This is a genomic window from Paenibacillus sp. EZ-K15, assembly GCF_002573715.1.
Taxonomy (GTDB): Bacteria; Bacillota; Bacilli; order Paenibacillales; family Paenibacillaceae; genus Paenibacillus_AQ.
Genome location: NZ_PDHM01000021.1, coordinates 337,985 through 355,730, shown reverse-complemented (window position 1 = coordinate 355,730; position 17,746 = coordinate 337,985). Strand labels below are relative to the sequence as shown.

Annotated in this window: 19 protein-coding genes; 13 read left to right on the top strand and 6 right to left on the bottom strand. The window is 50.3% G+C overall.

The window, feature by feature from the left end; translation table 11 throughout:
* Positions 1–175: 175 nt before the first annotated feature.
* From CRG97_RS34310 to CRG97_RS25645, 6 genes are all read right to left on the bottom strand, one after another.
* Complete coding sequence (locus CRG97_RS34310; protein WP_223260591.1) at positions 176–259, bottom strand: putative holin-like toxin; 84 nt, start codon at positions 257–259, stop codon at positions 176–178.
* Between the two features lie 263 nt (positions 260–522).
* Complete coding sequence (locus tag CRG97_RS25665) at positions 523–1,638, bottom strand: GerAB/ArcD/ProY family transporter (protein WP_098748511.1); 1,116 nt, start codon at positions 1,636–1,638, stop codon at positions 523–525.
* A gap of 45 nt (positions 1,639–1,683) precedes the next feature.
* Positions 1,684–1,881: a hypothetical protein gene (locus CRG97_RS25660; RefSeq protein ID WP_098748510.1), complete on the bottom strand. Its 198-nt coding sequence runs from the start codon at positions 1,879–1,881 to the stop codon at positions 1,684–1,686.
* Positions 1,882–1,893: 12 nt separating this feature from the next.
* On the bottom strand, positions 1,894–3,069 hold the full coding sequence (locus CRG97_RS25655) for a Ger(x)C family spore germination protein (protein WP_098748509.1): 1,176 nt from the start codon (positions 3,067–3,069) through the stop codon (positions 1,894–1,896).
* On the bottom strand, positions 3,069–4,529 hold the full coding sequence (locus CRG97_RS25650; RefSeq protein ID WP_098748508.1) for a spore germination protein: 1,461 nt from the start codon (positions 4,527–4,529) through the stop codon (positions 3,069–3,071). The genes CRG97_RS25655 and CRG97_RS25650 overlap by 1 nt, the downstream gene beginning before the upstream one ends.
* Before the next feature lie 208 nt (positions 4,530–4,737).
* Positions 4,738–5,265, bottom strand: a complete 528-nt coding sequence (locus tag CRG97_RS25645) for a DUF2062 domain-containing protein (protein ID WP_098748507.1) — start codon at positions 5,263–5,265, stop codon at positions 4,738–4,740.
* 201 nt (positions 5,266–5,466) lie between these two features.
* On the opposite strand from CRG97_RS25645, the gene CRG97_RS25640 reads away from it, so the two are divergent.
* The 13 genes from CRG97_RS25640 (at position 5,467) to CRG97_RS25580 (ending at position 17,613) form a co-directional block, all read left to right on the top strand.
* Entirely contained in the window at positions 5,467–5,823 is a 357-nt protein-coding gene (locus CRG97_RS25640) for a PadR family transcriptional regulator (RefSeq protein WP_098748506.1), read from the top strand.
* Complete coding sequence (locus CRG97_RS25635) at positions 5,820–6,500, top strand: permease prefix domain 1-containing protein (protein ID WP_098748505.1); 681 nt, start codon at positions 5,820–5,822, stop codon at positions 6,498–6,500. Before CRG97_RS25640 ends, CRG97_RS25635 begins: the two co-directional genes overlap by 4 nt.
* On the top strand, positions 6,497–7,069 hold the full coding sequence (locus CRG97_RS25630) for a DUF4825 domain-containing protein (RefSeq protein WP_098748504.1): 573 nt from the start codon (positions 6,497–6,499) through the stop codon (positions 7,067–7,069). The genes CRG97_RS25635 and CRG97_RS25630 overlap by 4 nt, the downstream gene beginning before the upstream one ends.
* Positions 7,070–7,113: 44 nt before the next feature.
* Entirely contained in the window at positions 7,114–8,430 is a 1,317-nt protein-coding gene (locus CRG97_RS25625) for an LLM class flavin-dependent oxidoreductase (protein ID WP_098748503.1), read from the top strand.
* 172 nt (positions 8,431–8,602) lie between these two features.
* The gene (locus tag CRG97_RS25620) at positions 8,603–9,583 is read left to right on the top strand and encodes an aldo/keto reductase (RefSeq protein ID WP_098748502.1); all 981 of its coding nucleotides are present in this window, start codon (positions 8,603–8,605) and stop codon (positions 9,581–9,583) included.
* 77 nt (positions 9,584–9,660) lie between these two features.
* Positions 9,661–11,001, top strand: a complete 1,341-nt coding sequence (locus CRG97_RS25615; RefSeq protein ID WP_098748501.1) for an LLM class flavin-dependent oxidoreductase — start codon at positions 9,661–9,663, stop codon at positions 10,999–11,001.
* Between the two features lie 5 nt (positions 11,002–11,006).
* Entirely contained in the window at positions 11,007–11,783 is a 777-nt protein-coding gene (locus CRG97_RS25610) for an ABC transporter permease (protein ID WP_098748500.1), read from the top strand.
* A gap of 39 nt (positions 11,784–11,822) precedes the next feature.
* On the top strand, positions 11,823–12,839 hold the full coding sequence (locus CRG97_RS25605) for an ABC transporter substrate-binding protein (protein ID WP_098748499.1): 1,017 nt from the start codon (positions 11,823–11,825) through the stop codon (positions 12,837–12,839).
* A 20-nt stretch (positions 12,840–12,859) separates the two neighbouring features.
* Positions 12,860–13,633: an ABC transporter ATP-binding protein gene (locus CRG97_RS25600; protein ID WP_098748498.1), complete on the top strand. Its 774-nt coding sequence runs from the start codon at positions 12,860–12,862 to the stop codon at positions 13,631–13,633.
* A 36-nt stretch (positions 13,634–13,669) separates the two neighbouring features.
* On the top strand, positions 13,670–14,512 hold the full coding sequence (locus tag CRG97_RS25595; RefSeq protein ID WP_098748497.1) for a sulfurtransferase: 843 nt from the start codon (positions 13,670–13,672) through the stop codon (positions 14,510–14,512).
* Between the two features lie 211 nt (positions 14,513–14,723).
* Positions 14,724–15,317 (top strand): TetR/AcrR family transcriptional regulator, encoded by a 594-nt coding sequence (locus tag CRG97_RS25590; RefSeq protein ID WP_098748496.1) that lies wholly within the window; start codon positions 14,724–14,726, stop codon positions 15,315–15,317.
* Positions 15,318–15,411: 94 nt separating this feature from the next.
* Positions 15,412–16,509, top strand: a complete 1,098-nt coding sequence (locus CRG97_RS25585; RefSeq protein WP_098748495.1) for an alpha/beta fold hydrolase — start codon at positions 15,412–15,414, stop codon at positions 16,507–16,509.
* Between the two features lie 255 nt (positions 16,510–16,764).
* Positions 16,765–17,613, top strand: a complete 849-nt coding sequence (locus CRG97_RS25580) for a helix-turn-helix transcriptional regulator (RefSeq protein ID WP_237566588.1) — start codon at positions 16,765–16,767, stop codon at positions 17,611–17,613.
* Positions 17,614–17,746 lie beyond the last annotated feature (133 nt).

Here is a 17,746-nt window from a genome sequence, read left to right as displayed (position 1 = left end):
CCGCCATTCGTCACCGCCGAGTCATAATTCCGTAAAAATCAGAATAGGATATTTTTGTGTATTACAAAAGGAGTCGGTTGCCGCCGACTCCTCGCACAGCAGATCATCACCTGCAAGGTGGATATTTGCTTGCAACCAGACGTAAGAAATAGATTCATCTGTACAAGGGACGGGTCTATTTCTTATTATGGAAGGCAAGGATCGAAACGACCAGAGTGGCGAACGATATCATTAAAGCCAAAGCTTCATTCACGCCCATGCCTATCACCTCCTGCTGCCACCTTTGCCAGCTGGTCTACTGTACTATATAATATGCCAATTGCTTACAATAAAAGAACCTTTTTGTAGGAAGCGCTTACATAAAATGTTGATTTTTTGACGAGATCAGAAAGAATAAACTGCAGAGGATTATTATACTTATCTCGGTACTAAAGTTGACATATAATCCGGTAACTGGGAGAGCAGCAAATGCCGCTCTCCCAGTTTCTGTTTTTCAATAGGGTATCGATTCAGTTTCAAGGTTCAAGCGGGTTTATGATTAGCTTTAGGTTTGTGTTTACTTTTGGGTTTGCGTTTGCGGAACAGGGAGGCCATCCAATAGAAGATAGGGATGAACTCCATAAGAATAAAGAACATTACCATCCCGAAAGAATTGAAGTCCTGGAGAAAGAGGATCGGATTTTGCGAATACTGATATGCAATCACGATAGCCGTTCCCCCAACGATGGCGATCAGCGGCCCATCCATTTGCTTCAGGTGAAGCAATTTGGCAAGACATCTTACACTTACATGGATGAGAAAGGCGCTGTGGAAAAACATCGAACTGCTCCATAATCCGATGATAAGCGGGTCAGCATTGCCGAGGAACCCACTGGCTGAGCGCATTATTTCAACAAGTGGATATTGCATCTCCCGCCCTAGATAAGGACCGAAATTCAGTAAAGCGGAGGCCCATTGGAGCAATATGCCTATAGTCACCAATATCCCTGCTGTCGCGAGGTTTCGAAACGATTTCCGATTAAATTGGATATAGGGAGCGAGAAAGAGAAAGACGATCCATTCCGCGAAGAATGAAAAACAGAACAGGGCATCCTTAACTGCCGACTCATAATTGTGATGCCTGACCATTGCAATCATCATATCAAAATGGGCTTCCTTGAAGAAAAACATGTTCATGGACACGATCGCAATGACAATGACGAGAAACAGACCGTCTGAAATATAAATCATCGTCTCCATGCCCCATCTGGCGGTTATCATAACAACGAAACCCACGATCAGGATCAAGAACCATTGAGGAGACTCACGCATATAATTGGTGTCGAAGAATAAGGTGAAGCTTTCGATATCCATTCCTGTGTAATTGATCGACCAGAAGAAAACCAAAGCGACGATCGGGATATGAATCCATTTGCTGACAAGTTTACTGCCGAAATCGATCCAGGGTTTCTGAGGATCCCACAGCGCTAGCTTTACCGTAAACCACAGGAAAATCAAACTCATCGCATAGCCGCCCAGAATCGCAGCCCATCCTAAATAAGCCGAGTTCCACAGTAAAGGACTGATCAGAAATCCGGTAGGTATGGCGTTAAGATAGACAAATCCGAAACGGAACAGCTGCCAGGGAGTATTGCGCATGTTGGGTTCGTACATCCTTTCCGTTATAGATTTTATTACCCTATGTTATTCAAGCCAACCGAACAGCAGCATGATCAGATGATTAGGGGTCAGCCACTCGTGAGCGTATAAGGCGATTACATTCCAGACGGAAAAGGCAAGGATCAGAATGAGCATCGTCCATTTTTCACGGGGGGACCTTACCTTTTTCTTCGCGAAGTACCATTCAGTCAAGGAGTATACGAGGAACAGAAGAGCGAGCATGGGCAAGCCTCCTTATTTCGGATTCATTCTGAGTATGGATCCGAAGTTTCGAATCTTGATATCGGTAACAACCTGGATCTCCACTTCGTTTTTATAATAATCGGGCCAGTTGGCACGAACCTTCTGCCAATGATCCGGATAGTTCCAATCCACCAGCATGCCAAGCTGCAGGATGTCTGCTCCTACCCGTTGCGACGTACGAAGAGCCTTTCTCAAATGACCGGCGATTTGATCATTGACCTCGCGTTCGATGAGCTCTTTCATCTGAAGAGTATCAAATTGCTTCTGCTTCTGATTGTATACGACATCGCCTGTCCCGTTTAGCTTCACCGTGAACACGGGATGACCTGAAACCATGCGAACCGACTTCTTGGAGCTTGATGTGATGAGAAACACGCTTGCCTTCTTACCTTCATCCCATGAAACGGTATACAGAGGACCTTTTACCTCGTTTACTGCCCAACTGACAGCAAGTGACTCCTTCATCGGGAGTGTGGCAACTAGTTTATGATGATGGAAAAGCGCCGTACCTTGAATCCCTGCCCAAGGCTCCAGCTTCTCTTGGTCGGCTACCATATGTTTCAAGCCTGCTGCCAAATAGTTCAAGGCATAGCCTTGGTTGGCTGATTCGGCATAGAGGTAATCCTTTAAGTTCGTTGTGATCATGTTGTGTTGGTTCGCAAAACGGATGAGCACCTCCGAGGGCATCTGCTCAAAGACCGGTGTCAGCTCCGCGACTTTCTTGGCGTCTCCGGGCGCAACCATTAAATAAGCACTCAGGTTGGTTGACGGTTCCCGCTGTAGCCAGTCCGTGAGCTCTTCTAATCCTGCCTCCGCGTAGCTTTTGCCCACAACGACGACCTTACTGTGACTGAAGTCAAAACGCCTGGAAAGATCCCGTTGAATCAGGTGCAGGGCATCCTGAACAGTACTAGAGGTCTTGGTTACCATGGCATAAGGGCTACCACCACCTTGCTTGCCTGCTTGGCTTCCAGATGTAAGCCGGTTGGGCAGGGGGGCACTGATCGTAACTTCTACGGTGTCGTCTTGCTGACCTTTATTCACATACATGGCAAATACAAAGGTCTGCTGATTGATCTCCACTTTGGTCATAGTGAAACCACAACCCGTCAACAGCGTCAGAGGAAGCACTATTTTGAACATGTTAAACAATTTGAGTAGAGGCATTATGGCTTTCTTCTCCTTAAATTGTTGGATGACGCATAGGTCTTAGGCCGCTTCTTCATCAGCATGGATGGTGCCCTCAGGAAGGTATCCTTCCATTCGGATATCACAAGCGGCGCAACGGGCTGCAGATAAGGCGTATTAAACGACTTCAGGGAAGCCATGTGGCCATACACAAGGAAGGCAGCGGCAAATACGCCGATAAGACCGAGTGTCCCTCCCAGAATGAGTATGGGGAAACGCAGCAAGCGGAACGCCAGCCCGAGCTCGAAGTGCGGAATGATATAAGAAGCGATTCCGGTTATGGACACCACGATGACCATCGGGTTGGATACGATACCGGCTGCTACAGCCGCCTGCCCAATGACGATGGCGCCGATGATGGATATGGTCTGCCCGACGGGTTTGGGGATCCGGGTTCCGGCTTCCCGCAATGCTTCGAAGGTAAGCTCCATGATCAGCGCTTCGGTTAAGGCGGTGAATGGGATGTTCTCACGTGATGCCGCAATGGTGATCAGCAGATCGCTGGGTATGATGGAAGGCTGAAATGTGGTGATCGCCACATATAGCGAAGGCATCAGCAATGAAATGACGGCGAACATGAATCGGATAATCCGGATCCAGCTGGAAGAGAAGAAGCTATGATAATAATCCTCGGACGACTGCAGTAGGGAAAATAGAGTGACAGGCACAATAAGAGCCGACGGCGTTCCATCCTGCATGATGCCGACCCTGCCTTCAAGCAGAGAAGCGGCTACGGAATCCGGTCGCTCCGTGTATTGAAACTGCGGAAACGGGGATTTCACGCCTTCCTTCATTTGCTCGGACAAGGTGCTGATCCCGAAGGTGCCATCAATGGATATGCTATTCAGCTGCCGGTCCACTTGAGCGACAACTTCGGGTTTGCATAAGCCATCGACATACACCATATATACGGCGGTTTTGGAATAGTCACCAATCTGATAACGTACGGTTTTGAGATCCGTATGTTTGATTTTGTGCCGGAGCAGCGATAAATTCGTACCAATGTCTTCGATAAAAGCTTCTTGCGGCCCGTTCACCACCAGCTCATTCTGAGATTCCGAAACCGCCCGTTTCTGATACAAGGCGATGTCGAATAAATAAGCCTCTGCCAATTGCTCCACAACCACTACCGCCGTGCCTTCGACAATCATATTGGCAATATACTCCGCCGAGGAAGAACGATGAAATGGAACCGATAGGATATCTCCACGATCCATACGGTCAATGAAGTCGTTAAAGTTATGCTGAATCAATGCGGCTTCCTTAATCAGCGGTTTAACGATATGCTCGTGCAGAGTGCTGATATCCACAATGGATTCAATATAGATAACGGTGCACGTCGATCCATGGATACGTAAGGATTGATAGATGACATCCTCGCAATTCGCAAGCCGCTCTTTAACAGGGGCAAGCAGTACGTGCTGCACCTTCGATTTCATTTTTGTTCTTCCCTCCTTTGCCGGTCGTAGTAAAGGCTCATCCTCTTTAGAATGCCGTACTTTTAGCAACTTATACCGAATTTTCCAGAGAAACTGGCCAGGGACTGAAGAGAAGTTGAAATAAGGCAGGGACAATGTAACTTGATTATGAATAAATAAAAAAAGCGCCTGGGAAGGGGTTCCAGGCGCTTTTCATTATGAGCTTTAATCAAGACTTCGATCTTCCTCTGCGAATGAATTCTTTGATTCTATGAAGCAAGGGTCTGCGGTAAAGGGAGAGCAAGATGCGCAGCAAAATATAGAGTATCAATGTAGATAGGATGCTGTTGATGAGGGCGCCGACAAGAAAGTTGACGCCCATATCGCCTAATCTGCCAAAATGATTTGTCTCAATTCGATAATCCGTCTCGGGGACAGGTGCCGAGAGAGCATCTTCGATTTCAAAGGTTTTGGGAAATGTGGTGAACAGATGCACAAATACCCCGATTCTATAGTTTAAATAGAACAGGATCGGCCACAAGACAGATCCAGTCGAAGCTGCAAGGAAGGCGGAGGGGATGTTCGCCCGAACCATACGAGCGAGCAGCGGAGCCAGCAGCAGATCAATGCCAAAGGTTGGATACCAGCAAGGGAAGAAACCTACGGCAAAACCGAGCGCAATTCGATGATCGCTATTTTGCATGCGGAGAGTCCGGAGAATATAGTATTTGAGTCGTCGAATGTATTTATGAAGCAAAACCGTCTCCTCCTGCACGTGCTAAATACAATAATGAAGCAATTCTAATTATTATAGGAAGAACTTTCAAGAATTATATAGTAGTGCTTGTAAACCGTCAATCGACGAAGAGAGAAATATATGTGTGAGGTATTACTTTGACATACATAGTAATATGCGTTATGTTATACCCATTCCATTCCGTTAAGGAGGTCCGGGTATTTGATAGAATCCTTATATAACAGTGATTTGATACGTGGAAATATTGATACCTTTATTTTGCGCGTGTTATCGGACGGGGATAATTACGGTTATCAGATCATTAAAGAAATCTCGATACGAAGCGGGAATCGATTTGAACTGAAGGAGCCTACATTGTATTCCAGTCTGAGAAGATTGGAGAAGCAGGGATTGATCCGTTCCTATTGGGGAGAAGAAACCCAGGGCGGAAGGCGCAAATATTACAACCTCAGCCAGGAGGGACAGGGACGCTTGCTGCAAAATCAAGAGGAATGGAAGGCTGCACGCGAGATTATCGATGTTCTGATCGGGAACGGAAAGGAGCTGACAGAGCAATGACCAACAGGCATGACCTGGAGATCTTTGTGGACCGTCTATTTGCGAATCAACGCAAAACCAAGGAAGTGGTAGAGCTGAAGAATGAGGTTCTCAGCAATTTGGAGGCGCGGGTTACGGATTATATGGAGAACGGCATGGAATATCAATCGGCCATCAGTCTGGCTATCGATAACATCGAAGATATCGAGGCCCTCATTGACGATAATCAAAAAGTTTACAGCTACCGTTTCCGTTATGACCTTGTTCAGAGCGCACTTATTTATTCCTTGCTGGCCTGGATCGTCACCATCCCGGCCCGATTTTTGCCAAGCGGTATAGGGGTGAACACCCTCCTGCTGTGCGTTGTTGTCTTCACCGGAGCGGTGTATCTTTCCATGTCACGGCATCTGAAACGGTATGAGAAGCAGACAAGAATAATCAACGCAGGTAAATTGGCCAAATGGAGTAAAGGGGCATGGTGGTTGTGGTCGATATTTATCGTAGTCGTATCCATGTACACCTTCGTGATTCAATACGGCAGTGATCTATGGTTTGGGCGAGCACTGCGGATCGATGGGCCCTATTCGTTCTACGAAACCGTCATGCGATATGCCATCCCGATGACGTCGGTCATCATTCCGCTGCTTATCCAAAAAGCTTGTAAACTAACTCTTCAACTTGAGGTGAATGAACCATGAGCAGAAAAAATTGGCTGATTGTTGCGCTGCTGCTTATCGGCGTAGTGGGTATGGCTGCACTGGAGGGATTCATTAAGCCCAGGGCAAATGAACAGGCCATTCAATATGAAGCGGAGCAGAATGATCCGTTGACGCATGATATCCGAAATTCGTTAAGCTTCGCCAGCCCGTATATGGGGAATGCCGGGAACCTGATCAATTTGAATGCTTCGCTTCCCATGCGTGACATCGAACGCACATTTCAGCTCTACCCGGAGGAATTGACGGCCGAGCTCCGGCTCCAGGCCAGGGCCGGTGATCTGCAAGAGGAGAAGCTGAAGCAGCTACTGGTTTATAATTCCACTGCGAATTTTGCCATGATTGATAATTTGGAGAAACTGATCTTCGCCTTTGAAGACCAAACCTTCACCATCCGGCGGGACGAGGTTGAGTCGTGGTATGGCAACCAGGTTACTCTTGCTTCATTACAGGATGCCGGGACATGGGAGAAGGAGGTTCAATCCCGTCTTGATGATATGAAGTACGTCGGTGATTACGTAGAGAAACTGGTTGAGCGTAAGTTTCTGTAGAGATAAACAGCTTCAGTAGAGATAAAGGGAAGGTGAGCATAGAGATGGGTGCGGAGCGACGCCAATTAAGTCTGGGCGCTTTTCTAATGAATTACGGCCATCATATTGCCGCTTGGCGGCATCCCGGTTCGGCGGGGGTCGGAGCCGTGGATTACGATTTCTATAAGCGCTGCGCTCAAGCAGCCGAACGCGGGAAATTCGATATGGTATTCCTTGCGGACAACAACTCGATTCCGTTGATCGAGGATTTGCGGACGAATGTCAGCTTTCTTCAACCTGAAGCGTTGACCATGCTCAGCAGTCTGGCTGGCGTCACGGAGTATGTTGGATTAGCCGGTACGGCATCTACTACATTCAACGAGCCCTACGCATTGGCAAGGCGCCTGTCCACGCTGGATCATATCAGCGGCGGCAGAGCCGCATGGAACGTGGTGACCTCCACGAAGGATGCGGAGGCACGCAATTTCGGCTCGGCGGAATTAACGGAGCATGGGAAGCGGTATGAACGGGCGGAGGAGTTTCTACAGGTTGTTAAGGAATGTTGGAACAGCTGGGAGGACGACGCCCTTGTGTTGGATCGGAAGAGAGCTGTCTTTGCGGATACGACCCGGATTCATCGGGTTCATCATGAAGGAGAGTTCTTCAAGGTAGAGGGCCCGTTGAACATGCCTAGATCTCCGCAAGGCAGACCCGTTATCATTGAAGCGGGAACCTCGGAAGCGGGAAGAAGGCTGGCGGCCCAAACGGCCGATGTTGTCTTTACGGCCTGCGAGAGTAAAGAAGATGCGATAAGGTATTACCGCGAGTTTAAGGACTTGCTCAAGGAGTATGGACGGGAAGGGGAAGAGGTGAAGGTTCTGCCGGGCCTACTGATCTTCCTTGGAGAGAGCGAAGCCGAGGCTTTGGCGTATCATCGGACGTTCAGCGAGCTCATCTTGCCGGAAGCAGGGGTGAAATATGTATCGCAATTGCTGAATGCTGATTTGACAGGATATCCGGTAGACGGTCCGCTGCCTGATCTGCCGAGGGAAGGGAACAGCAGCCGGGCGATCATGATTATGGATATGGCCGTGAAATCGGGCATGAGCATTCTGGAGCTAGGCCGGCATTACGCGGTATCCAGAGGTCATATGACGATGATCGGAACCCCGCAGCAGATTGCCGATCGGATCGAGGATTGGTTTCGAAGCGGGGCTTGCGACGGATTCAACATTATGGCCCCTTTGCTTCCGGGTGGTCTCGAGCAGTTTGTGGAGCGTGTAGTGCCGCTGCTTCAGCAGCGCGGCGTGTTTCGCGAGGACTATACAGGCAGAACGTTACGGGATCATCTCGGTCTCATCCGGCCGGAAACCCAACATTAAAAATAATTGACGACAAAATTAGACGATGCTATAATCCTACTTAACATATCGGAAATAATAGAATTGATGCGCATTCTACCGGACAGCCGGAGATGCATCCTTGGATCAGCTTGTGGTCCGAGGTGTGTCTTCGGCTGTTTTTTTGTATGAATCTTACGAGGAGGCAGCAATCATGAAGTATAGAGCACTGGGTAGAACCGGAATTCAAGTGTCGGAGGTGAGTCTGGGGACGATGGCTTTCGGGCGCTGGATTGATGAGAGGGCTTCGGCCGCCGTATTGGATCAGGCACTTGGGTCTGGCATCAATCTCATCGATACGGCTGACGTGTACGGCACCGGTATGGATAACGGGAACGTAAACCAGCTTGGGGAATCGGAAGAAATTCTGGGCAGGCTGCTGAAGGAGCGAAGACAAGATATTCTCCTAGCTACCAAGCTGCATAACCGGATCGGTCCCGGCATTAATGACCAAGGCCAAAGCCGCTATCATATCTACCGTGCGCTGGAGAATAGCCTTGCCCGGCTTCAAACGGATTATATCGATCTGTATCAAGTGCACCGGTTTGATGAGTTTACCCCGCTGGAAGAGACGCTTGAGGCGCTTACGGATCTTGTACGTCAGGGTAAAGTCCGCTATATCGGCTGCTCGAACTATGCGGCTTGGCAGCTGGCCAAAGCTCATGGCATCAGTGCGCTCCACGGTCTGCGCAGGTTCGAGAGCGTACAGCCGGAATACAGTCTCATTACAAGAGATATCGAACGTGAATTAATTCCCTTTGCCCAGTCCGAGCAGGTTGGGGTTATCGTGTACAGCCCGCTCGGCCGGGGCATATTGTCCGGGAAGTACCGGGCGGGCGAAGCTCCCCCATCGGACTCGCGCCTGGCTGCAGGCGAACAGAGATTGCAATTGCTGCTGAACCAGCGGCATGCACTCTCCGTTGTGGAAGCGATCCGGCCGCTGGCCGAGCACCGGGGATGGACGCTTCCGCAGTTCGCCCTGAACTGGGTGCTCAGTCGCCCAGGCATCACATCAGCCATTGTCGGGGCATCGAAGCCCGAGCATATCGCGGATTCATTGAAGCATTCGGATGAGCGGCTGACAGAGGAAGAACTGCAGGAAATCGACCGCTTATCAGAGGGAATTCGCGGATAAAGCAGATATATAGCGATAGCTATACGGCACGATGATTATCAACCATAACCATTACAGATCAGGAAGGTGACACAACTATGAGTTCAAAACGTCGTCAATTGCATCTTGGATTGTTTTTATTTGGGACGGGCTATCATCCCGCGGGCTGGAGGCTGCCCGAAGGCAAAACGGACGGTGCCTATGACCCCCAGTTCCTGAAAGAGGTTGCCCAGAAACTCGAGAAGGCCAAGTTTGATTTCTTCTTTCTGGGGGACCGATTGGCCACGAGCGCGGATATGCAGCATTTATTCCCTTCCCAAATGACGCGGCTGGAGCCGTTTACGATGCTGTCCTATCTGGCTGCGGCAACGGATAAAATCGGTTTGATTGGCACGGTGAACACCACCTATGCGGAGCCGTACAACATCGCACGCATCACGGCATCCTTGGATCATCTAAGCCAAGGCCGGGCCTCATGGAATGTCGTGACGGGTTCCGATCCGCGGGCAGCGCTGAATTTCAGCCGGGAGAAGCATTGGGATAACGCCAAGCGGTACGACTATGCTGAGGAATTTATCGAGATCGTCAGCGGGCTGTGGGACACCTGGGAGGACGACTCCCTTCCGCGGGACAAGGCAAGCGGTGTGTTCGCCGACGGAAGCAAAGTACACGCCCTGGACCATGTCGGCGAGCATTTCTCCGTCGCAGGGCCGCTGAACATTCTGCGCCCGATGCAGGGGCAGCTGCCGCTCATCACAGCTGGAACCTCCCTGCGCAGCCAAATGCTGGCGGCTAAATATTCCGACATGGTCTTCACGGGAACGAATGTGAAGGAAGTTGCCGTCAAATTCTTCAAGGAAGTGAAAGGCCGGCTTCCGGAGTATGGACGGGAAGCTTCGGATTTGAAGGTCCTGCCTGGACTGGTTCCGATCGTGGGCCGGACGGAGGAAGAGGCGCGTGCCAAATATGCGGAGCTGAATGAACTGGTTGTGACCGATTACGATCTGGGTCCGCTGTCGGATAAGATCGGGATTGATCTAAGGGGGTATCCCCTGGAGGATCCGCTGCCGGATGTATCCGCTTCGGAAACGGCATTGCACTGGGCCGACCTGGCCAGAAAGGCCAACGGACGCGAGGATATTACGATCAGGGATCTGTTCTATTTCTTCACCGTCACGGTCCGCGGGCATCTGCTTGTTGTCGGCAGCGCGACGCAAGTGGCGGATATCATCGAGGAATGGTTCCGGGATGAAGCGGCCGATGGATTCAATGTATGCCCGCCTTATATGCCGGGTGGACTGGATCTGTTCCTGGAGCTGGTTGTACCCGAGCTTCAGCGTCGGGGCTTATTCCGTACCGAATATGAAGGCAGCACCTTCCGGGAGCACTTGGGACTAAGCCGCCCGGGGAACCGCTATGATCTGATTGCGAAGGGGTGAGCCTGATGGGAACGAGGAAAGCCAAGAAATTTCGCGGCATCTGGGTGGGACAGGCGGCTTTGCTGCTGATCATACTGGGCATCTGCGAGCTTCTGGTTCGCACGGAGACCGTCAGCAGCCTGTATCTGCCTGCGCCCTCCAAAGTATTCCAAGAGCTGTTTAAACTGTTTGGTGACGGGGAGATTTGGAAGCATCTGTACGTCACGCTGGCCGAATTCGTTGCGGGCTATGGCATTGCGGCACTTGGAGGCCTGGCCGTGGGCATGGCTCTGGTGCTGATTCCTTGGGCGGAGCAGTTCTTCAGGCCCTATCTTTCGGCGCTGATGGCGATTCCAAAGGTGACGATTGTGCCGCTGCTAGCCCTCTGGCTCGGGATCGGGATCACGCATAAAATATCGATTGTGTTCCTATTCTGTTTCTTTACGATCACGGTCAATACGATGACCGGGATTAAGCAGACGGCGGACAACCATCTGAAGGTCGCCCAAGTATTCGAGGCCACGCGGTACCAGACCATCATGAAGGTGATTTTGCCATCGGCTGCGCCGACCATTTTTGCGGGTCTGCGCCTATCGGCTGCAACCGGACTGGTCGGGGCTCTGTTTGGGGAGATGCTGGCGTCGAAGGATGGCCTTGGGAACATTCTCGTGAAGGCAACATCGCTGTACAATACTGCGCAGGCTTTTGCTATTGTAGCGCTGGTTACCGTCGTATCCGTACTTATTATTTCATTAATCGATTTGTTGGAACGCAATGTGTTTTTGAAATGGAAATCATCATAGACCATCGGAAAAAGCGTCACTTACAGGGGAGAGATCCATATGACCAGAAGAGGAATACGTTCATACATGATTGCATTTGCAGCGATATGGCTGATCGCCATGACGGCCGGCTGCGCAAGCGGCACGGATAATGGCAAGGGAGCAGCTCCGTCCACAGAGGGCGGAGAAAGCGCTGCGGGAAACAAGCTGAAGAAGATTCGATACGCACCGCTTAGCGGTGCCAGCGGATTGGCAGTGTCCTTCGGGGCGGAGAAGGGATTCTTCGAGGAAGAAGGACTCGACGTCGAGTTTATTACCACCAAGGACCCGATTGCCGGCCTGACCAGCAAAGACATCGATGTGGTCGACGTAGCTACGACGACAGCGATTGTAGCTGCGGGTAAGGGCGCACCCGTCAAAATTGTCTCCTCCATGTTCCGGACCAAAGGCCCGTTCTACCTGATTGCCTCACCGGAAATCAAGACGGTGGAAGACCTGAAGGGCAAGAAGGTAGGCATCGCCGTGTTTGGCAGCGGGCTGGAGGTGTATACGCAGGTCATCCTGAAGGAGCATGGATTGAAGCCGGAGGATGTGACCTTCATTGCTAACAGTACGCATCAGGCGGCATACGCGAGTCTGGAAACCGGACAGGTTGACGCCACCATCATCCATGAGCCGTTCGCTTCCCTCGCGGAGAAGCAGGGAAAAGGAAATATCATTGCTACAGGCTGGGATTACCTACCGACCTTCCACACCGGGGTGCTGGCGGCGCGTGAGGGGATTCTGAACGAGAAGCCGGAATTGGTAGAGAAGCTGCTGCGGGCCTATTTTAAATCGCAAGAATATGCGAAGAGTCATCCGGACGAGTATAAGGCTTACTATCTGAAGAACATCGAGATCGATCCCGAGGTGCTGGATCTGGCGCTGGAGCGTGAAGAGGTGCTGTGGGAGAACAATCCGGACGTGGACATCAACGCGCTGAATGACACCCAGCAGATCCAAAAGGAATTGGGCTTCCAGGATGAGATCTACAAGGTGGAGGACATTCTTGACCTCCGATTTATTCCAAAAAAATAAGTGTGGCAGGAGGAGTTCAAATGTCTGGCTTTACGGTGAAAAATGTCTCAAAGGTATATGACGGCGATCTTCCTACGATCACGCTTCAACATATAAACTTGCAGGTCCGGGATGGCGAATTCCTGTGCATCCTTGGGCCGAGCGGCTGCGGGAAAAGCACGCTGCTCGAACTGCTGGCGGGACTGCAGCTCCCGACGGAAGGCGAGATTTTGCTGGATGGTGCGAAGGTTCAGGGACCCACGCGGAGCTCGGGGGTCGTGTTCCAGGATGCATCCCTGTATCCATGGCGTACGATCTCGCAGAACGTCGGCCTTGGGCTGGAGATCGGCGGCATGAAAAAAGCAGAGCGGCAAGCGCTCGTAGACAAATATTTAAATATGGTCGGTCTGCAGGGATTCGGCTCGAAATATCCCCATCATCTGTCGGGAGGCATGCGGCAGCGCGCCGGGATCGCAAGGGCGCTCGTGAATAGTCCCAACATCCTCCTGATGGACGAGCCTTTCGGCGCGGTGGACCATCTTACCCGGCTCCAGCTTCAGCAGGATCTGCTCCGCATATGGCAGGAGGAGAAGAAAACGGTAATCTTTGTTACCCATGATGTATCAGAATCCGTCTTTCTCGCAGACCGAGTCGTCCTGTTATCCCCGCGTCCTGGGCGTATTCACCATATTTTCGACGTTCCCCAGGAGCGTCCGCGCAAGCGGGAGGATGCCAGTCTTCTGAAGATTCAGAACGATATCTACTCGGCGATTTATGACGTGAAGACGGAAGAGGATTTGGAATTTACGATTTAAGAACAGCCGCTGGAAATCAGAAGGGATGTGGAATTATTGTCAAATCTCGTAAGCAAGGAATGGGTGTTGGAACAGCTGGAGTCGAAACCGGGTCGGCTGGTTATCGCGGATGTCCGATTCAGCCCGGGTGATGCAGGTTACGGCTTTGAGGCTTACCAGCGTGAGCATGTGCCCGGTGCCGTATTCGTTGATTTGAAAAAGGATTTGATGGATCTGCCAAGCGAGCACGGCGGCCGGAGTCCGCTCCCGCATCCGGAGGAGCTGGCCCGGCGACTCGGCAAGCTCGGGATCGATGCCAATACGCCTGTCGTTGTCTATGACGATGACCTCCGCCCGGAAGGAGCGCGGTTATGGTGGATTTTGAAATATCTGGGCCACGGGTCGGCATATATATTGGATGGAGGGTTCGCAGGCTGGAAAGCAGTCGGATATCCGCTTACTTCAGGGGAAAGCGAAGTGACGCCGCGTTCTTTCCAGACAAATGTCCAACAGGATTGGCTGGCTGATGTGAACGAGGTGAGGGCGAAGCTTGGCGCAGCCGGCGTGACCCTGCTCGATTCAAGGGACTGGAAGCAGTTCACGGGAGAAACCGCGCCGCTGGATCCGGTGGCCGGACATATTCCGGGAGCGGTGCATGCTTTTTGGAAGGACGGGATGAATGAAGAAGGGACACTGAAGGGAGCAGAGCGGCAGCGGGAACGTTTTGCTGGAATATCTCCCGAGGATGAAGTAATAGTCTACTGCGGCTCTGGGTTGTCGGCTTGTCCGAACGCCCTGGCTTTGCAGGAAGCCGGATACCGCAAGGTGAAGCTGTACGCAGGCAGCTGGAGCGACTGGATCAGCTACAAGGACAATCCGGTAGCCACTGGGAACATGTAAAGCGGAAGAGCCAGCGTCTGACGTGGGTTCCGATAATAAAGCGGTATAGCACATATATGCCTTTGAACTCTCCTTATCTATTCTCCTGTTTTTTCTCCACTAGCGAAATCTATTCAGCGAAAATAAAACATCTTGTAGGAAACAGGAAAAAGGATTATTATATTTTTATTGACTGTATAACGTATTTGTAGTCAGTAAAAGGAGAGGGATTATGCCTAAGATTGTCACCGAACATGAAAAAGATATGGTAAGAGAAGCGATGTTTACACAAGGGATTGAACTGATTCGCAAGAAAGGCGTAAAGCGGATTACAGTAGAGGATATCACCAGTGCGACCCATATCGGCAAAGGTTCCTTTTACTCGTACTACAATTCCAAAGAAGAACTTCTCTATTCGATTATCAAAAAGAGCGAGAGCAGAATGTTTGAGAGAGTGGAGGCCGTATTATCTAAAAATACAAATTTGAATGAAAGGCTTGTAAAAGTATTAAAGGAAATTTATCTGGCAGCGGACAGTATCGTGCTCTACGTTTCCCCATCGGACATAGAGCTGCTGCTTCGTAAGCTCCCAGCTGAGGTAGCGGACCGGGAAGCGTCCAAATCAAACGACTATTTTAGCAGGACGCTGTCGCTTTGCGGCATTGACGAATCGAGATGCGAAATGGATGTGCTTGCCTATTTAATGAACGCACTCCATTTTGTTGGGTCGACAGATATGACTTTTGGTGAGCGGGGAAGAGAGAAGGCCTTGGATATACTTGTCCATGCCATTGCCGACTATATGACGGGAGGAGCCGAGCAATGAGTGAATCCCTGAAGAAATACAAACCGTTGTATGGGATTGCCCCTAATTGCTCTGCTCTGTGTAACCCAGATCCTAACGTTTACCGGAGGAAACGATGACTGTTATATGGATCGTAATAGCCGGGTTACTCTTATTCGCCGTAAGCTTCGTTCTGTTTGTCCAGTACAAGAAAAAGAAGATTGCACATCAAATTCGGATGAATCCCATGAGTAATGGTATTGATTGCAGAGAATTCGTAACCATCGGCGGCATTTCGCAATATTTGCATCATCGGGGCGAGGACATGGATAATCCAGTGATGCTGTTTTTGCACGGCGGTCCAGGAGAACCTATATTGCCGTTTGCCCAAGAGTTTCAGATCCCGTGGGAGAAGCATGTTACGATCGTACATTGGGATCAAAGAAACAGCGGCAAAACGTATTTCAACAATGATCCGAAACAAGTTGCCCCAACGGTTACGGTTGACCGTATCGTTCAGGATACATATGAAATTGTGAACTATTTGAAAGAAAAGTATCATAAAGAGAAGATTATCATTTTGGGGCATTCCTGGGGCTCGGTGTTAGGCAGCCTGTTCAGCAAACAATATCCGGAGCTTGTGCAGGCTTATATCGGCGTTGGGCAGGTTGTCAATATGATGGACAATGAACGCGTCGGCTATGAAAAAGTACTGGAAGTGGCGAAAATGGCCGGAAACGACAACGATTATCGGGATCTTCTTCGGTTGAAGCCTTACCCCCCGCCTGCATTCGATAGCGGCATGGTTAGGAACCTTATGAAGGTTCGAAAATTACAAAGAAAATATAAGTTATCGGCTGGTCCAACAACAGAGCTTATCCTCAATGCGTTAGGTTCACCATTTTATACGCTTAAGGATATGAGATATTTTTTCATCTCCGGAGCATTTGGCGAAGGACAGCGTCCTATTTGGAAATATTTATGGGAATCGTTCGATCTGTCGTCTATGGGCGCCGCATTTGAAATTCCAGTCTTTTATATCCATGGAGAGCGGGACTGGCAAACCCCCTATCCGCTGGCGGAGGAGTTTTTTTCAACAATCCAAGCGCCGCTCAAGCTGTTTTACTCCATTCCGGAAGCGGGCCATATTCCCATGCTGGAGCGGAAGGAAAAATTCAACGAGGCCTTATTTGATATTTTGGAGCGAACGAATGTTACGGCGAAGGTCAAGTGAGTCTCTGTACAGGGCTGCCGTTAATACAGGCGGATACCCAAGCCAGCTGGAGCGACTGGATCAGCTGCTGGGACAATAAGGGAGCGGGGGATAGATAAATACGGAAGGTTTGTCGACCAGATCACTGGAGGCACAGCTATGGGGCTGTGTCTTTTTGTTGTTTTTTATCTGATAAACTCAGGCGCAACAATGCCAGGATTCTACGGTAGCAGGAAACATTCTTTTTTTGTGAGGGAGGGATTTCATGTGAAGGAGATGGCCTTCGAATATGCCGAAATGAAGTACTGCATACCTTCGGAGATGGAAAGAAAGGGCGGAATTTGGATTCTCCGTACAGGCCGCAGCATGGCGAAACCCCATTATTACGTGGGCCCCAAAGTATCCGAAAACTATGCGCTGCATTTTGTTCTAAACGGAAAGATCACACTGGCTTATGGGGATGAGGAGGTCACCTTGTCGGAAGGGGATGTCTTTTGCCTGTTCCCTCATACAAGGTTCAGTTACTGGGAACCGAACCACCATTCGGAGCCGATGCTGCGTACGCAGTGGGTCGTCCTGGATGGTGAATTAACCGACAGTGCGTTGACCCGGATCGGGTTATCTCCGCGCAAGCCCTTTATGTTTGCCGGGATGAAGGGGGAGCTGCAGGCGGTGCTGAATCAAATATACGGGTGCGTGGATGACGATACCGCCCGAAACGAATTTGGACGACAAAAATGGTTATATCAGTTGTTTGAACTGCTGGCTGCCGCCACGGTCAGAAAAGGGAGCAAATCGAACTGGCTCGAGCAAAGCGTGTTTTATATGGATTCCCATTACATGGAGGGGATCACGGTTACGGATGTTGTCGAGTATGCCGGCGTACACCGGACGCATCTGTATTGTGAGTTTATTCGGGCGTATGGCATCAGTCCGAGTCATTATTTAATGAAGCTGCGGATGGAGCGGGCAGCGGTGCTGCTGACCGAAACCGACGTGTCCGTGACGGAGGCTGCTTTTTCGCTGGGATATTCCAACCTCCACACGTTCTCGAGAGCATTCGCGAAATATTACCACACGTCGCCTACCTCGTATCGGCAGCAGCACGTGCCGGTGCCAATGTAGTGAATTAGACGGGTAGGGATTTGTGAAAGCAATACGACTATTCACGCCTACTTGGCAACATATATGCTAGAATAGGATCAGATTATTTTCAGGAGGCGTTTGAGATGAAAACAACAATCGTTCACGGGCAAAC

Excerpts from the sequence above, each read along its gene's own strand:
- CRG97_RS34310 (WP_223260591.1), bottom strand. The coding sequence starts at position 259 with ATGGGCGTGAATGAAGCTTTGGCTTTAATGATATCGTTCGCCACTCTG.
- CRG97_RS25665 (WP_098748511.1), bottom strand. The coding sequence starts at position 1,638 with ATGCGCAATACTCCCTGGCAGCTGTTCCGTTTCGGATTTGTCTATCTT.
- CRG97_RS25660 (WP_098748510.1), bottom strand. The coding sequence starts at position 1,881 with ATGCTCGCTCTTCTGTTCCTCGTATACTCCTTGACTGAATGGTACTTC.
- CRG97_RS25655 (WP_098748509.1), bottom strand. The coding sequence starts at position 3,069 with ATGCCTCTACTCAAATTGTTTAACATGTTCAAAATAGTGCTTCCTCTG.
- CRG97_RS25650 (WP_098748508.1), bottom strand. The coding sequence starts at position 4,529 with ATGAAATCGAAGGTGCAGCACGTACTGCTTGCCCCTGTTAAAGAGCGG.
- CRG97_RS25635 (WP_098748505.1), top strand. The coding sequence starts at position 5,820 with ATGACCAACAGGCATGACCTGGAGATCTTTGTGGACCGTCTATTTGCG.
- CRG97_RS25630 (WP_098748504.1), top strand. The coding sequence starts at position 6,497 with ATGAGCAGAAAAAATTGGCTGATTGTTGCGCTGCTGCTTATCGGCGTA.
- CRG97_RS25625 (WP_098748503.1), top strand. The coding sequence starts at position 7,114 with ATGGGTGCGGAGCGACGCCAATTAAGTCTGGGCGCTTTTCTAATGAAT.
- CRG97_RS25620 (WP_098748502.1), top strand. The coding sequence starts at position 8,603 with ATGAAGTATAGAGCACTGGGTAGAACCGGAATTCAAGTGTCGGAGGTG.
- CRG97_RS25615 (WP_098748501.1), top strand. The coding sequence starts at position 9,661 with ATGAGTTCAAAACGTCGTCAATTGCATCTTGGATTGTTTTTATTTGGG.
- CRG97_RS25610 (WP_098748500.1), top strand. The coding sequence starts at position 11,007 with ATGGGAACGAGGAAAGCCAAGAAATTTCGCGGCATCTGGGTGGGACAG.
- CRG97_RS25605 (WP_098748499.1), top strand. The coding sequence starts at position 11,823 with ATGACCAGAAGAGGAATACGTTCATACATGATTGCATTTGCAGCGATA.
- CRG97_RS25600 (WP_098748498.1), top strand. The coding sequence starts at position 12,860 with ATGTCTGGCTTTACGGTGAAAAATGTCTCAAAGGTATATGACGGCGAT.
- CRG97_RS25590 (WP_098748496.1), top strand. The coding sequence starts at position 14,724 with ATGCCTAAGATTGTCACCGAACATGAAAAAGATATGGTAAGAGAAGCG.
- CRG97_RS25585 (WP_098748495.1), top strand. The coding sequence starts at position 15,412 with ATGACTGTTATATGGATCGTAATAGCCGGGTTACTCTTATTCGCCGTA.
- CRG97_RS25580 (WP_237566588.1), top strand. The coding sequence starts at position 16,765 with ATGGCCTTCGAATATGCCGAAATGAAGTACTGCATACCTTCGGAGATG.